The organism is Bacillus sp. R86525 (assembly GCF_042466195.1).
Taxonomy (GTDB): domain Bacteria; phylum Bacillota; class Bacilli; order Bacillales; family Bacillaceae_G; genus Bacillus_A; species Bacillus_A nitratireducens.
In genome coordinates, this window is sequence record NZ_JAXHPX010000007.1 from 224,009 (window position 1) to 240,815 (window position 16,807).

Annotated in this window: 9 protein-coding genes; 5 read left to right on the top strand and 4 right to left on the bottom strand. The window is 36.4% G+C overall.

What is annotated here, in order from left to right; all coding sequences use genetic code 11:
- Positions 1-59: 59 nt before the first annotated feature.
- Positions 60-932 carry an agmatinase gene (gene speB / locus SJY24_RS03540; RefSeq protein WP_001209821.1) on the top strand — a complete coding sequence of 291 codons (873 nt, stop codon included), beginning with the start codon at positions 60-62 and terminating at the stop codon, positions 930-932.
- A gap of 213 nt (positions 933-1,145) precedes the next feature.
- Here the strand turns inward: speB and SJY24_RS03545 are convergent, their stop codons facing one another.
- A complete protein-coding gene (locus tag SJY24_RS03545; RefSeq protein ID WP_000996331.1) occupies positions 1,146-2,183 on the bottom strand; it encodes a PTS sugar transporter subunit IIC in 1,038 nt (345 codons plus the stop codon).
- Positions 2,184-2,417: 234 nt separating this feature from the next.
- Here SJY24_RS03545 and SJY24_RS03550 point away from each other — a divergent pair, with 234 nt between their 5' ends.
- Positions 2,418-2,780: a YxeA family protein gene (locus SJY24_RS03550; protein ID WP_002130097.1), complete on the top strand. Its 363-nt coding sequence runs from the start codon at positions 2,418-2,420 to the stop codon at positions 2,778-2,780.
- A 25-nt stretch (positions 2,781-2,805) separates the two neighbouring features.
- On the opposite strand, the gene SJY24_RS03555 is transcribed toward SJY24_RS03550, so the two are convergent.
- Positions 2,806-3,792: a S66 family peptidase gene (locus tag SJY24_RS03555; RefSeq protein WP_377863766.1), complete on the bottom strand. Its 987-nt coding sequence runs from the start codon at positions 3,790-3,792 to the stop codon at positions 2,806-2,808.
- Between the two features lie 202 nt (positions 3,793-3,994).
- On the opposite strand from SJY24_RS03555, the gene SJY24_RS03560 reads away from it, so the two are divergent.
- The 3 genes from SJY24_RS03560 (at position 3,995) to SJY24_RS03570 (ending at position 13,230) form a co-directional block, all read left to right on the top strand.
- Entirely contained in the window at positions 3,995-4,432 is a 438-nt protein-coding gene (locus SJY24_RS03560) for a YwiB family protein (RefSeq protein WP_000744340.1), read from the top strand.
- Complete coding sequence (gene argS / locus SJY24_RS03565; RefSeq protein ID WP_377863767.1) at positions 4,432-6,102, top strand: arginine--tRNA ligase; 1,671 nt, start codon at positions 4,432-4,434, stop codon at positions 6,100-6,102. The genes SJY24_RS03560 and argS overlap by 1 nt, the downstream gene beginning before the upstream one ends.
- Positions 6,103-7,707: 1,605 nt before the next feature.
- On the top strand, positions 7,708-13,230 hold the full coding sequence (locus SJY24_RS03570) for a Cna B-type domain-containing protein (RefSeq protein WP_377863768.1): 5,523 nt from the start codon (positions 7,708-7,710) through the stop codon (positions 13,228-13,230).
- A gap of 748 nt (positions 13,231-13,978) precedes the next feature.
- Here SJY24_RS03570 and SJY24_RS03575 read toward each other — a convergent pair.
- The gene (locus tag SJY24_RS03575; protein ID WP_377863769.1) at positions 13,979-15,379 is read right to left on the bottom strand and encodes a M28 family metallopeptidase; all 1,401 of its coding nucleotides are present in this window, start codon (positions 15,377-15,379) and stop codon (positions 13,979-13,981) included.
- 553 nt (positions 15,380-15,932) lie between these two features.
- Positions 15,933-16,727 (bottom strand): type I methionyl aminopeptidase, encoded by a 795-nt coding sequence (gene map, locus SJY24_RS03580; protein WP_377863770.1) that lies wholly within the window; start codon positions 16,725-16,727, stop codon positions 15,933-15,935.
- Between the last annotated feature and the right edge of the window lie 80 nt (positions 16,728-16,807).

Sequence of the window (16,807 nt, forward strand, 5' to 3'; positions counted from 1 at the left end):
AATTTGAGAAATAGTGAAAGGTTGGGATACCTTAAGTTCCACATAAGGAGGAAAAGAATATGCGTTTTGATGAAGCTTATTCAGGTAAAGTATTTATTAAAAGTCATCCAAGTTTTGAAGAGTCAGAGGCAGTTATTTACGGGATGCCTATGGATTGGACAGTAAGTTTCCGTCCAGGATCTCGCTTTGGCCCTGCACGTATTCGTGAAGTATCAATCGGTCTTGAAGAATATAGTCCGTATTTAGATCGTGAACTAGAAGAGGTAAAATATTTTGATGCGGGTGATATCCCATTACCATTCGGAAATGCACAACGCAGCTTAGACATGATTGAAGAGTATGTATCAAAACTTTTAGATGCCGGTAAGTTTCCACTAGGTCTCGGCGGTGAGCACTTAGTGTCTTGGCCAATTTTTAAGGCAATGGCAAAAAAATATCCGGATTTAGCAATCATCCATATGGATGCCCATACTGACTTACGTGAGTCATATGAGGGAGAGCCTTTATCCCACTCTACACCAATTCGTAAAGTGTGCGATTTAATTGGTCCGGAAAACGTATATTCTTTCGGTATTCGTTCTGGAATGAAGGAAGAATTCGAATGGGCAAAAGAAGTAGGTATGAACTTATACAAATTTGACGTGTTAGAACCGTTAAAAGAAGTATTACCGAAACTTGCAGGACGTCCAGTCTATGTCACAATTGACATTGACGTATTAGACCCAGCTCATGCTCCTGGAACAGGAACGTTAGAGGCTGGAGGTATCACATCTAAAGAACTATTAGATTCCATCGTAGCAATTGCAAATTCAAATATAAATGTAGTTGGAGCAGATTTAGTAGAAGTAGCTCCAGTCTACGACCATAGTGATCAAACACCAGTTGCAGCAAGCAAATTCGTGCGGGAAATGCTGCTCGGCTGGGTGAAGTAAAAGCGGAGATTCTAGCTGCTGTAGCTAGATAAAATAAAAGTGAAGCCGACTCAAAAAGTGTTTTGAGCCGGCTTCTTTTATAATAGGTAGGTTATTATTGTCTTATTTAGTAGTTAAGTCGATATATGTGGAGTTGTGTTCAAAATAATTTCACTTACCGTCACGCGACATAAAAAAGAGCTATTCTCAAACGATGAGAATAGCTCCATTTCTTTACGCAACTTTCTCTTCCGAAGTAATTCCGCGAATTTCATCAGCAGAACGGATTGGATATTTGCGGAATACAATTGATCCGATGTATCCAACAATAGTGGTAACGATTCCACATAGTACAGCAGCGAGCGTTACTTTTATTACATCATTGAATCCGAACAAGACGAGAAGTCCTGGAATTGGTGATGCTGTCCCTGGTGCATTATTAACGAGCTGGAATAGCGACGTAATAATACCGGCAAGCGCACCGCCAACAAAGTTGGTCATATAAATAGGGATTGGGTTTGCTGAGACAACATCGGCTTGTGTTAACGGCTCGATTGCTACAGCGATTGTATCTTTCTTTGAACAAATTTTTAGTCGTTTAAAGAAAATAAAGTTCATTGGTGCAGAAGCTGCTACGGCAAGACTACCAATTGCCATTGGTAAACCTGTTAATCCAAGCATTGCAGTTAGTGCCATAGAACTTAATGGAGATGTAGAAATAACTGTTATTAATCCACCAAGCATAATACCCATAATGATAGGACTTTCTGTAGTTGCAACTGAAATCATAGAACCGATTTTACCAAGTGTTGCGTTAACGAGTGGATCCATAAGCATGGCCATTCCACGTGAAATTGGTGCAGCGATAAATAGAATTGCTAAAAACTCTACACCAGCTGGTAATTTCTTTTCGAGAAACTTCACGACAAAGGCACAAACGTATCCAGCGAAAAATCCTGGTAAAATACCGAATCCGCTAGTAGCGATACCGATTAAAACAGCGTATACGGGTGAGACACCGATTGCTAATGCGACTAAAATTGCCGCTGCGACACCGCTCATACTACCAGAAGCTTCTCCTACTGATTGCAAAAAGTCATTATGAAACATTTCTCCACCAATATAACGGTGAAATGCTTCAATAAGAAAACTTGCGATTGCTGCATTAGCTAAAGCACCCATCGCTTTCATTCCGTAAGGCGCACGGTAACTGAAAAGTGTAAATAGACAAAGTACAACAAGTAATAGTGCTAAACCTTGCAAGATAGCCATTTGAAAACTGTCTCCTTTGATTTTTGTAATAAAAATTTGTATCATTCAATAATAATATAAAAGTTTGTTAAACGGAAAAATTTTTTATTGGGAAATTACTGTAAGGTGAAAAACTCTTACAATAATGTAAGGAAAGTGTAAGGCATTTCGATAGAGTATAGTATGCTTTTTTTCGTATAATACAGGTATAGACATACGGTTAGTGAGAAAGCAGTGCAAACAGGAGGCGCATTTATGAAATTGGTAATTAAAGTTTTAGCTGTGTTCGCCATTATTTTAGGAGGAACAGCGTATTATTTAAACACAAAAACAGAAGGTGTGCATGCTTTTGTAGACAACTTCTTTTCAAATAAAGAAATACAAGATTATTATGCTGTTATAGATAAAAGTGAGAAAAAAGACGATGAATATTTGTATACATTTAAAGGGTATACAGAAGATGGAAAGCTACAAGTTATTAAAAGAATGGTGAACCGTGAATTGCATACGGGTGCTTTTATAAAAATTTATGCAAAAGGTATGCAGGGAAAAGGATGGGCTGAAATCTCGAAAGAATCAATCCCGCAAAAAGCGTTGCAAAAAATAGAAAAACCATAAAAGGAGCGAATCGTTCGCTCCTTTTTTAGTGCGTTAAAATGGTGATAGCTGAACTTTCTTTATTAGAAATGATTTTTGCCCTTCCGCCAATTGGGAAAGTAAAGATTGGAGTTGTATGTCCGAAATTTGCATTTGCAATAATAGGGATATGTGCAAGTTCAGGCTTCGAAGCAATCATTTCTTGAATGTCCTCTATCATACATTCTGCTCCTTTTTGCATTCTTCCTATAACGATACCTTTTACGTATTCAAAATCAGTTTGCTGCATAAGAGAGTGTAAATATCGATCGAAAGTTTTAAGTGTAGCTTTTCCCGTTAAACTATCTTCTTCAAGAAATAAAACTTTATCTCGTAAGCTTGGCATATATGGTGTACCTTGTAGTAAATTTAAAGTGCTCATATTTCCGCCGATAATATCCCCTGTAGCTTCTCCTTCTTGAATCGAAATATATCCTTCATTTTTAATAAATTCTCGATTTTTCTGATCTATATACCAAGAATCATCGCTCCACGTTTCAGATGGTAGGATTTCAATAGAATCATTAGAAGTTAAGCATTTAAAAAAGTAATCGGTTGTATACTCGAGACCTTTCTCCATTCCAAATGAAGAGAAGTGAGGACCTGAATATGTAATAAGACTTGTTTTTGTATAAATTGCGTTATTTAAAGCAGTAATATCAGAATAACCGCAGAAAAACTTTGGGTTTTCGCGAATTAAATCGTAATCGAGATGTTTCAATAAGCCGTTAGAGTTATATCCGCCAAGTGTCGTCAAAATTGCTTTTACATTAGGGTCTCTAAATGCTGCATGAAGATCTTGAACTCGTGAAGAAATAGAGGAGGAAGAAAAACGATCTATCTCATCAGCGTTTTTTGAGAATGTGACTTGAAAGCCCATATCGGTTAATCTTTTCGTAGCAAGCTCTCGGTTCATATTTGAGACAATACTTAAACTACAAGATGGTGAAATAACCCTTATTTCATCACCTTTTTTCAATTTTTTTGGTAACATTAGATTCGCTCCTTTAAATGAAGGAATATTTAGATTTAAAAAATATTTTAACATGTGAAATAAAGGGGCGGTGAATTATTTTTTGAAAAGGAGTTTTCCTGATTTTTCAGCAGACAGACAGCATCTTTTTTTGATATGATAGGAAAAGTGATTTATTATAAGTAATATTTAATATCTATAACATTTGAAGGGTGTGCAAGACGTGAAGAAACAACTTGCAGGCTTGCCGGTACACGTTCATTTCGTAACAGAAATCCGTGAAGGGGCGAGGAAGGAAACCGTTGCTTTTGAAGCAAATGGTCAATACTATGTAAAAGGTCAAGGTACATATATAACATTCCAAGAGCCGAACGAACAAGGCGAAGTGAAAACAATTATTAAAATTCAAGATGAACAAGTTCTCATTATGCGTTCAGGTGCTATTTCTATGCGTCAGACGCATGTGAAAGGTGAATGGACAACTGGTACGTATACGAGTGAACTTGGTACGTTTGCATTGCAAACGAAAACTGATAACGTTCTTTTTAAATGGTCGGATGAAAAGAAAAAAGGACAACTCTTCTTAACGTACGCATTGCTTCTAAGTGAACAAGAAGCTGGCAGATATACAATTACAATTAATTTGAAGGAGGCAAAATAATGAATTCTTTAGAACAAGTAAAAGGATTGATTAAAGAAGAAATTCAAGCCGCTGTATTAAAGGCAGAATTAGCAACAGAAGAACAAATTCCAAGCGTTGTATTAGAATCTCCAAAAGATAAAACAAATGGTGACTTCTCTACAAATATGGCAATGCAACTTGCACGCGTTGCGAAAAAAGCACCTCGTATGATTGCAGAAGAATTAGTTGCAAACTTCGATAAAGCAAAAGCTTCTATTGAAAAAATTGAAATCGCAGGTCCTGGTTTCATTAACTTCTACATGGATAATAGCTACTTAACAGACTTAATCCCAACAATCGTTAACGCTGGCGAAGCTTACGGTGAAACGAATACTGGTAAAGGTGAAAAAGTACAAATTGAGTTCGTATCTGCGAACCCAACAGGTGACCTTCACTTAGGACATGCACGTGGTGCGGCAGTAGGTGACACTTTATGTAACGTATTAGCAAAAGCAGGGTACGATGTATCTCGTGAGTACTACATTAATGACGCTGGTAACCAAATTCATAACTTAGCTCTTTCTGTTGAAGCTCGTTACATGCAAGCTTTAGGTCTAGAGAAAGAAATGCCAGAAGACGGATACCATGGTGCGGACATCATTGGAATCGGTAAACGTTTAGCTGAAGAATTTGGTGATCGTTATGCAAAGGCTGATGCAGAAGAAAGCTATGAGTTCTATCGTTCATACGGTTTAAAATATGAGTTAGCAAAACTTCAAAAGGACTTAGAAAGCTTCCGTGTTAAGTTCGATGTATGGTTCTCAGAAACATCATTATACAAAAATGGAAAAATCGATGCTGCACTTGCAGTATTAAAAGAGCGTGATGAGATCTTTGAAGAAGGCGGAGCAACTTGGTTCCGTTCAATGACTTACGGTGACGATAAAAACCGTGTGTTAATTAAAAACGACGGTTCTTACACATACTTAACACCGGATATCGCTTACCATCGCGACAAATTAGAGCGTGGTTTTGATAAGCTAATCAACATTTGGGGTGCTGACCACCACGGTTACATTCCTCGTATGAAAGCTGCTATTCAAGCGCTAGGTTACGATAAAGAAACACTTGAAGTAGAAATCATCCAAATGGTACAACTGTACCAAAATGGTGAAAAAATGAAGATGAGTAAGCGTACAGGTAAAGCAGTTACACTTCGTGAGCTTATGGAAGAAGTAGGCGTGGACGCAATGCGTTACTTCTTCGCAATGCGTAGCGGTGATTCTCATTTAGACTTCGATATGGACTTAGCTGTATCAAAATCTAATGAAAACCCAGTATACTATGCACAATATGCTCATGCTCGCGTATGCAGTATCCTTCGTCAAGGTGAAGAGTTAGGATTAGCTACAGGCGGAGACGTGAATTACAAACTTGTTACTTCTGAGAAAGAAGTAGAATTACTGAAAAAACTTGGTGAATTCCCAGCTGTAGTTGCGGATGCAGCGCAAAAGCGTCTGCCACACCGCATTACAAGCTATGCATTTGAATTAGCAGCAGCATTACACAGCTTCTACAATGCAGAAAAAGTATTAAACCAAGATAACTTAGAATTAAGTAAAGCTCGTTACGAATTAATGAAAGCAGTACGCACGACACTTCAAAATGCATTAGCAATCGTAGGAGTATCTGCACCAGAAAAAATGTAATAGACAAAAGAAAAGATACTTATTTTTGTTTAGAAGTGATATACAAGTTGATATAAAGACATCTAATCAGTCTATACACTGATTAGATGTCAAAAAAGAAGATCAACGAAAAGACGTATGGGGGAGAGCCTCACGTACGTCTTGATGAGGGTAAACTGAAATAAAAAAGAGATGGCAGAGCTGTCTCTTTTTTTTATTTCAGTTTATTAATATAAATATATGTGACAAGTATATGTTATGGTGATGAAGTGAAAATAGTAAAGTACCAATTAACTATTGATTTTTAGGAACGATTCTAGAATAATAGACTGCTGGGGGTAAAATTATCAAAAATCCATATATGTATTATTAGTTGGTGGAATGTTACTAGGAAATGGTGCGATTGTTGTAAAAAAACATTGTTACAGCTATGCCAAATACTAAAATAACAATTCATCTAACAAAGTATCTAACCAATTAGTAATTAATCTTGAAAACTTCCAGCTTAGTCAAGAAACTAGGAGGATATGTTTAAAATAGTACATATAGTACAATTGAAGTTTTCATGATTTGATAAAAAATAATGAAAGGATATAAATCTCTCGGTTTTGATATTATCATCATATATAAGCTCATTTTAATTCTTCGACATAGCCATGGAACCCATTAGGCAAAGTGTTTTTTCTCGACACTCATTTATATACTCCAAAAATGAAAAGGCTGAATTTCGTATTTCTATGCGATTTACATGAAATCAGTTGACAATCATACTCTTTTTTATTTACCCCCAAATTCGGTCCACTGTATTCAAATTTGGAGAATATGACTATCATCTTGCATAGGCAAACAATACTTCATCCAGAGCGTTTTTAATTATATAATGCTGGCTGTGGAACGCTTCTTGTTCTACTTGTTTCGGTGTGTAGGTCGGCTGTGTAACTAAACACAAAAGGTTTTAACATATGGCCAATTTCACCGCAAATTATAATGGCAGAAAACGCATCTTCAATAACATCTTTTAGAATACGAGTATCCAAGTATGTTTCACAGTTCGAACTTTCCTTGGCTGATATGCTAATTTCGATTATAGATGGTACTTCTTGTTATTCTTTAGGAGGATAAGTAAGGAAGTTGACCAAATGCATATTTACTGTGAAGTAGCTATGCCATACTTGTCGGTAACGAATTTTTCTGTATTTATAGAGCAAACGTTTGCGCTGAATATGAAGAAATTTCGAGAACTCTACGGCATAATAAGACGAAAGACTGTTATGAGTTTTATCGTGAGTGTTTTTCGAACTGTCTTCTTCTGACTTTGAAGTTATTCTATGGTCCGTTCATGTGTACTTGTAATTTGAATTTCTTTATCAAAATTTGTCCTATATCTGTTTTTGTTAAACAGTATATACGAGAAATGAAATGTCAGAGATATTAGATGAATCTATATAAGAGCCAAACTGCAAGTTTCTAAGTAATAGAAGGATTGAAAAAGAGAAAAAGATGATAATAGCTGTCAAACATATTTTAGTAAATTGGCTTAATGACATTGAATTGTAGAACCTTTGTCATAGTATGCTTGTACCAGGATTTATCTATTTTTAATTTTATAGGAGGATAACATAATATATGTATTTAAAAAGAGTTACTTCGATTTTTTCGATTATAATGATTTTCATGTTTACTATAGGTCAGAGTTTGCTACCTATAGTAGCAAATGCACAAGAGTTAAACACAGCAGGACTTGTAGATAGTTTTAAGATTGATAAAACAGACCTTTTTATCGGACAACAGACTAAAGTCACTGTAAACTTCAGTGAAAAAGATGGCCTTAAGCTGAAGTCTGGAGACACACTAACATTAACATTGCCTCCAGAATTAAAAGGATTAGATACAGAGTTTCTATTAAATGACTATGGTACTTGTAAAGTCACTGCAGGTACTGTGGTATGTACATTTAATGATAAAGTGAGTACACATGAAAATATTGAAGGGTATTTAAACTTTTTCGTGGAAGCTGCTAATGTAGGAACGGATGAAAAGAAAGAAATTGAAACCAATTTTGGTACAAATGTAGATAAGCAGTCTGTAACAATTACCGGTCCAACAAGCGGTGGTGGTACAGATCCTGGAAAGGGGCCGTTTTTTTATAAAACTGGTGATATGAGAGGTAAGCCGGGTGAGGTGCGTTGGTTCTTAAATGTAAACTTAAATAAAGAAGAGTTAAGTCGTGATATTGTTGTGACTGATAATTTACAGGAAGGTCAAACACTTAATAAGGATAGTTTCTATATAAGTATAGATGATAATCTAGGTCGACGATCTTTAACGTTACAAGAGTTTGAAAAGCAAGGTTACGGAACGATTGCCTTTAATGATGACAATTCATTTAAAGTTGTGCTTAATAAGGATAAAGCACGCCTTGCTGCCTTTACGATTGGTTATACATCTACTATAACGGAAGCTGGGAAGAAGCAAGATTCTTTTAAGAATGATTATACGATTGATTACCAAGTTCCAAACGAAGAACTAGTTATTGAATCGGGTACTCATCCAGTCGAAAATATGACAGCTGGCGGTGGTGCTACTGGTAACAAGGTTCCAAAAGGAAAGCTGAAAATTGTTAAGCATATTGAAGGAAATAAAGGAAAAGTAATTCCGAATGTTTCGTTTAAGTTGTATAAAGAGTCTGGTGAACAAGTTGGGGACGAATATAAAACAAATGAAAAAGGGATAGTTGAAACTCCTCAATTATCACCAGGTAAATATTATGTACAAGAGGTTTCAGCTCCAGACTATATTGATTTCGATCCTCAGAAAAAAGTAGCGTTTGAAATAAAATCAGATGATGAAAATGGAGTCGAACTGGATATTCCAAATAAAGTAAAAACTACATCTGTTTCAGGAACGAAGATGTGGGAAGGCGACAACGAGAAAGATCGTCCAAGTTCAATCAAAGTAGACTTACTACAAAATGAGAAAATAGTAGACACGAAAGAAGTAACAGCGGCAGACGGTTGGAAATACAAATTTGACAACCTAGCAGTCTATGATGCAAATGGAGTAGCGTACAAGTATGAAGTGAAAGAACAACCGGTAGATGGATATCAAACAGAAGTCAAAGGTTATGATATTACGAATACAAAAGTGGTACAAACAACAAAGGTAGAAGGAACAAAAACATGGAAAGGCGATAACGGGGAAGATCGTCCAAGTTCAATCAAAGTAGACTTACTACAAAACGATAAAGTAGTAGATACGAAAGAAGTAACAGCGGAAACAGATTGGAAGTATGAATTCAAAGAATTAGCGGCATATGATGCCGAAGGTAAGGTATACGAGTATAAAGTGAAAGAACAGCCGGTAGCTGGATATGAATCAAAAGTAGAAGGTTACGACATCACAAATACAAAAGTAGGCAAGATATCAGTTTCAGGAACGAAGAAATGGAACGATAACAACGCAAAAGATCGTCCAACAACAATCAAAATAGACTTACTACAAAACGATAAAGTAGTAGATACGAAAGAAGTAACAGCGGAAACAGATTGGAAGTATGAATTCAAAGAATTAGCGGCATATGATGCCGAAGGTAAGGCATACGAGTATAAAGTGAAAGAACAGCCGGTGGCTGGATATGAATCAAAAGTAGAAGGTTATGACATCACAAATACAAAAGTAGGCAAGATATCAGTTTCAGGAACGAAGAAATGGGAAGACTACAACAACAAATTCAACACACGCCCAGGAAGTATCACAGTACAATTACTTCAAAATGGAGCAGAGTTCCAAACAAAAGAAGTGAAAGCTGATGAAAAAGGCAACTGGACTTTCAGCTTCAAAGATCTACCAAAGTACGATGAACAAGGAAATGAGTTTAAGTACACAGTAAGTGAAGTGAAAGTTGACCGCTACGAAACAAAAGTAGAAGGAACAACAATTACGAATACTTACAAGAATACGGACAAAACAGAAGTAAGTGGTAAGAAAGTCTGGGAAGACTACAACAATAAGTTCAACACACGTCCAGAAGGCATCACAGTACAATTACTTCAAAATGGAGCAGAGTTCCAAACAAAAGAAGTGAAAGCTGATGAAAAAGGCAACTGGACTTTCAGCTTCAAAGATCTACCAAAGTACGATGAACAAGGAAATGAGTTTAAGTACACAGTAAGTGAAGTGAAAGTTGACCGCTATGAAACAAAAGTAGAAGGAACAACAATTACGAACACGTACAAAAATACAGAAACAACAGAAGTAAGTGGTAAGAAAATCTGGGAAGACTACAACAACAAATTCAACACACGTCCAGGAAGTATCACAGTACAACTGCTTCAAAATGATAAAGTGTTACAAGACGTGAAAGTGGAAGCAGATAAGGAAGGAAACTGGAATTTCAATTTCAAAGACCTACCGAAGTACGATGGACAAGGAAATGAGTTTAAGTACACAGTAAGTGAAGTAAAAGTTGATGGCTACGAAACAAAAGTAGAAGGAACAACAATTACGAACACGTACAAAAATACAGAAACAACAGAAGTAAGTGGTAAGAAAGTCTGGGAAGACTACAACAACAAATTCAACACACGTCCAGAAGGCATCACAGTTCAATTACTTCAAAATGGAGCAGAGTTCCAAACAAAAGAAGTGAAAGCTGATGAAAAAGGCAACTGGACTTTCAGCTTCAAAGATCTACCAAAGTACGATGAACAAGGAAATGAGTTTAAGTACACAGTAAGTGAAGTGAAAGTTGACCGCTACGAAACAAAAGTAGAAGGAACAACAATTACGAACACGTACAAAAATACAGAAACAACAGAAGTAAGTGGTAAGAAAATCTGGGAAGACTACAACAATAAATTCAACACACGTCCAGGAAGTATCACAGTACAATTGCTTCAAAATGATAAAGTGTTACAAGACGTGAAAGTGGAAGCAGATAAGGAAGGAAACTGGAATTTCAATTTCAAAGACCTACCAAAGTACGATGAACAAGGAAATGAGTTTAAGTACACAGTAAGTGAAGTGAAAGTTGACCGCTATGAAACAAAAGTAGAAGGAACAACAATTACGAACACGTACAAAAATACAGAAACAACAGAAGTAAGTGGTAAGAAAGTCTGGGAAGACTACAACAACAAATTCAACACACGTCCAGAAGGCATCACAGTTCAATTACTTCAAAATGGAGCAGAGTTCCAAACAAAAGAAGTGAAAGCTGATGAAAAAGGCAACTGGACTTTCAGCTTCAAAGATCTACCAAAGTACGATGAACAAGGAAATGAGTTTAAGTACACAGTAAGTGAAGTGAAAGTTGACCGCTACGAAACAAAAGTAGAAGGAACAACAATTACGAACACGTACAAAAATACAGAAACAACAGAAGTAAGTGGTAAGAAAATCTGGGAAGACTACAACAATAAATTCAACACACGTCCAGGAAGTATCACAGTACAATTGCTTCAAAATGATAAAGTGTTACAAGACGTGAAAGTGGAAGCAGATAAGGAAGGAAACTGGAATTTCAATTTCAAAGACCTACCAAAGTACGATGAACAAGGAAATGAGTTTAAGTACACAGTAAGTGAAGTGAAAGTTGACCGCTATGAAACAAAAGTAGAAGGAACAACAATTACGAACACGTACAAAAGTACAGAAACAACAGAAGTAAGTGGTAAGAAAGTCTGGGAAGACTACAACAATAAGTTCAACACACGTCCAGAAGGCATCACAGTTCAATTACTTCAAAATGGAGCAGAGTTCCAAACAAAAGAAGTGAAAGCTGATGAAAAAGGCAACTGGACTTTCAGCTTCAAAGATCTACCAAAGTACGATGAACAAGGAAATGAGTTTAAGTACACAGTAAGTGAAGTGAAAGTTGACCGCTACGAAACAAAAGTAGAAGGAACAACAATTACGAACACGTACAAAAATACAGAAACAACAGAAGTAAGTGGTAAGAAAATCTGGGAAGACTACAACAATAAATTCAACACACGTCCAGGAAGTATCACAGTACAATTGCTTCAAAATGATAAAGTGTTACAAGACGTGAAAGTGGAAGCAGATAAGGAAGGAAACTGGAATTTCAATTTCAAAGACTTACCAAAGTACGATGAACAAGGAAATGAGTTTAAGTACACAGTAAGTGAAGTGAAAGTTGACCGCTATGAAACAAAAGTAGAAGGAACAACAATTACGAACACGTACAAAAGTACAGAAACAACAGAAGTAAGTGGTAAGAAAGTCTGGGAAGACTACAACAATAAGTTCAACACACGTCCAGAAGGCATCACAGTTCAATTACTTCAAAATGGAGCAGAGTTCCAAACAAAAGAAGTGAAAGCTGATGAAAAAGGCAACTGGACTTTCAGCTTCAAAGATCTACCAAAGTACGATGGACAAGGAAATGAGTTTAAGTACACAGTAAGTGAAGTGAAAGTTGACCGCTACGAAACAAAAGTAGAAGGAACAACAATTACGAACACGTACAAAAATACAGAAACGACAGAAATCAGTGGTAAGAAAGTCTGGGATGATAACAACGCAATAGATCGTCCAATATCCATTAAAGTAGACTTATTACAAAATGGAAAAGTTATTGACACGAAAGAAGTAAGCGTGGCAACAAACTGGAAGTACACGTTTGAAAAACTACAAGTATATGATGCAAACGGAGTAGCGTACAAGTATGAAGTGAAAGAACAACCAGTAGCGGGATACAAATCCGAAGTAAATGGTTATGACATCACGAATACAAAAATCAAGGACGAATCAGGTGTAGATCCAAAAGACCCAAGCACAGATCCAAAAGATCCAAGCACAGATCCAAAAGACCCAAGCACAGATCCAAAAGATCCAAGCACAGATCCAAAAGACCCAAGCACAGATCCAAAAGATCCAAGCACAGATCCAAAAGACCCAAGCACAGATCCAAAAGATCCAAGCACAGATCCGAAAGATCCAGGTACAGTTCCAAACACAAATACAGACAAAAATAGCGATTCAAAAGTTCCACCTACTACAGAAAATGATAAGCCAACATTACTTCCTAACACAGGAGGAACATCAGCAGAAATGAGTTCAATTCTTGGAGGTATGGTATTGTTCCTTTTAGGTGGAATCCTACTCGCTCGTCAGCGAATAAAATAATAAAAAGATTTAGGTTATTGATTACACTGTAATCTTAGTAGCAGACAAATTAAAAAATTACTATTGGTATTACGCCCTTTAGGTAAGTATTCAAAAAACTTCACGATAAAGTGAAGGGAAGAATGCAACCTGAAGGGTTTTTTATAGAAAAAAGAGAACAGTTTCAAGTTGGACTCAACCAGCGTCCGAATAATATAGGCAGCTTTCATAGAGGTAAGCGGCTCTAAAGTGATATTGAAAACGCTTTCGAAAAGCCTGTTATCCATTGGACCATAAGCTTAGAATGTGGTGTAGTATCTCATGTAATTTAAAATCAATGCCCATGTTCCATTAAGTTTTGGCTGAACGCATAGTCATTTTTATAGCTAATTTAGAAATAGTATTTTGTAAAGCTTTGTTTTTGCGTAGCTGCTGCAACGTTTATTTCAGGAATAAAAGCATTAGTTCCTGAAATAACTGTTGAAACTAACACAACTGCAAGAATAATTTTTTCATAATAGAAAGCCTTCTTTATTAGATGTAATTACTATTATTACAATTTTTATTCTACATGGTAATACCATTAAACAATACAATCGAATTAATATATTACATTTTATATTATACACTATAAATCGTGTAATTAATATACTACAATTTATATATTAAGACTTTTTCGGGTAATAATTCTATGCAATAAATATACTTTTATACATATTTATTTCTCCTTAATAAAAAGCCACCGATTAATCGGTAGCTTGAAATAGTATTAAGCAGCTTTTTGCCCTGTTTGAGTAACAGGTTTTTGAAGAGTGTTATAAACACCAGTTCCAATAACTTCCAATGCCATTTTCATACGTTCTGGTGAAATGTTCTCAAATACATTATCTTGAGGCGTGTGATATACCTTTTCGATATGATAGATTAATGGATTCCAACTATCGACACCCATCCAAATAAATAGTGCAGAAGGAATACCCACTTCAGCAAATGGTACGTGATCACTAGAGCCGAATTTTCCTTGAAGAACGAGATCATTATTTAATTGTTTACCTGCTTGTAAGGCAGCATCTGTTACAAGGTTCGTTGATCCATCAGGAGTCATTGCATATAAATTCTTTGCTTTATCATAATTTGTTGCAACCATGTCTGCGTTAAAGACACCTAAAATTCGATCGCGTTCTTTTTGGGATAGACTATTAACATAATAATCAGAGCCAAGTAAGCCAGTTTCTTCAGAACCAAAAGCAATAAAACGAATTTCTTTATCAGTTTCTACATTTTGAAAAGCACGAGCTAATTCTAATACTAATCCTGTACCAGAAGCATTATCATTTGCCCCAGGTGCTCCAACGACACTATCATAGTGTGAACTTACAACAACAGCTTTTTCATTACCTGTACTATTTTTTGGTTTCTTTTTAGCGATGACATTTAGTGATGTTAAATTAGATTCATGTCTCGCTTTTAGGGAAAGCATTGTTGTCTCTTTTTTAGCAATTTCTTCTTTAAACGCGTTTCCTTGAGCATAAGCAAGACCAAAGACAGGGATAGACTGCTTTTTAGTTAAGCGAGGATTGAAGGTTTGTCCGTAGTTGCCACGACCTCCAATTAAGCTGTATAAAAGCACCCCTTTTGCCCCTTTACTAACAGCATTTTCAACTTGTTTATTATAATCTGCTACTGTTGCCCCTCTTTCGAATAAAACAATTTTTCCGTTTACCTCATTTGGAATATCGTCCAACTTTGTACCACCTTGAACAAAGATAAGCGGAGCTGTAACAGCTTCTGTAGAAATTAGTGCATTTGGAGCAGCGCCAGCTTGCCAATTACGCTTTGTCCCTAATGGTGATTCGATAAATCCAACGTATTGATCCGGCACTTGAAAGGGCTGATATTCTACCTCATATCCCATTGATTTAAGCTTCATACCAACATAGCGAGAAGCCCATTCTTCTGATTTTGTACCACCTGGACGAGGACCGATTGTTTCGGATAAGAAACGGATATGCTCGATGGCACGGCTTGCATCAACTTGTTTTGTAATAGATGGAGTTTGTGTAATTTCTGACGTGGAATCAGCTTTTGCTTGTCCGATTGGAGCTAAGCTAACAGCGAGTGATACAGCAAGCAAGGAGCTTACTATTTTTTGTTTCAGTGATTTTCTCATTTTTTCCTCTCCCATTCTTCTATTCTCTCTGACTGACAAAAGAAGACGGATAACGACCTTATTTTATCTTTTGATTTCTGAAATTTCAATCTATTGATATTGAGAAATAAAGTGAAACCTTAATAAGTGGGATAATAAACGTTATATGCACATTTGCATATTTTTAGCGGATATATGTATGCTATCATTTTAAATGAAGGATCGCTTTCTGTTTTGAAGGCTCCTACATTGCATGAATCTAGTGTACCCAAACTTTAGATTATGTAGGGAAAAGAGATCCGTTATAGGATTTCTTTTCTTTTGTTTGAATCATGTGATGATAACTATGTTTCCGCATTTCATAATTATCATCAGTGATATATGTAAGGCATCCATATGAAAATACGAGGCTGTTCAAGAGTTTTCCGTACTTTTGGACAGCCTCACCCCGTTAAAAAGGTGATACTTTGATGTATCACCTTTTTATTTTTATAAGCCTTCTGTTTATGGGGATGTTACATAATAAAAAACAGCCGCTTTAGTAGAAGGAATCTACAAAACGGCCATTTTTTTATTATAGTTGAGTTAAAATAATCGGTTCACCACGTGTTACAACGATTGTGTGTTCACATTGTGCAACAAGGCTTTTGTCTGGTGTAACGAATGTCCAACCATCATCACCGCGCTCAATAATATGATCTGCTTTCATTGAGATGAATGGCTCTACAGCGATAACAAGACCGTCTTTTAGAAGTGCATTATCCATTGGATCATAGTAGCTTAAAATGTGGTTTGGAGCTTCGTGTAAGCTAAGACCAATGCCGTGACCAGTTAAGTTTTGGATTACGTTATAGCCACTTTTATGTGCAAAGTTAGAAACAGCACGACCAATTTGATTTTGTTTTGATCCAGCTTTTATTTTTTTCATTGCTTCCCAAAATGCATCTACTGCAGCTTGGCATAGCTTTTCTTTTTCTTCATCTTCTCCAAGAACAAAAGAGATACCTGTATCTGCATAATAGCCGTCAAGTGCTGCCGATACGTCTACGTTTACTAAGTCGCCTTCTTTTAGTACACGATCGCCTGGAATGCCGTGAGCAACTTCTTCATTTACACTAATGCAAGTTACACCTGGGAATTTATATTCTTTTTCAGGCGCTGAAATAGCACCGTTCTCGTCTAATACTTTTTTACCAATTAAATCAAGCTCTTTCGTTGTCATACCTGGCTTCGCTTGTTTCTTCATTTCTTCGCGTGCAAGTGCAACGATGCGGCCGATTTTTCGTAAACCCTCTAAATCTTGTTCATTACGAATAATCATGAAAACCACTGTCCTTCCTCGAATATATGTCTTATCCGATTGTATCATGTTTGTTTTTGTACTGCTACTCGCGTGCGGTATGCGGGTTGATTCCTCTCATAGAGAATACATGACAATTGTCATATGGA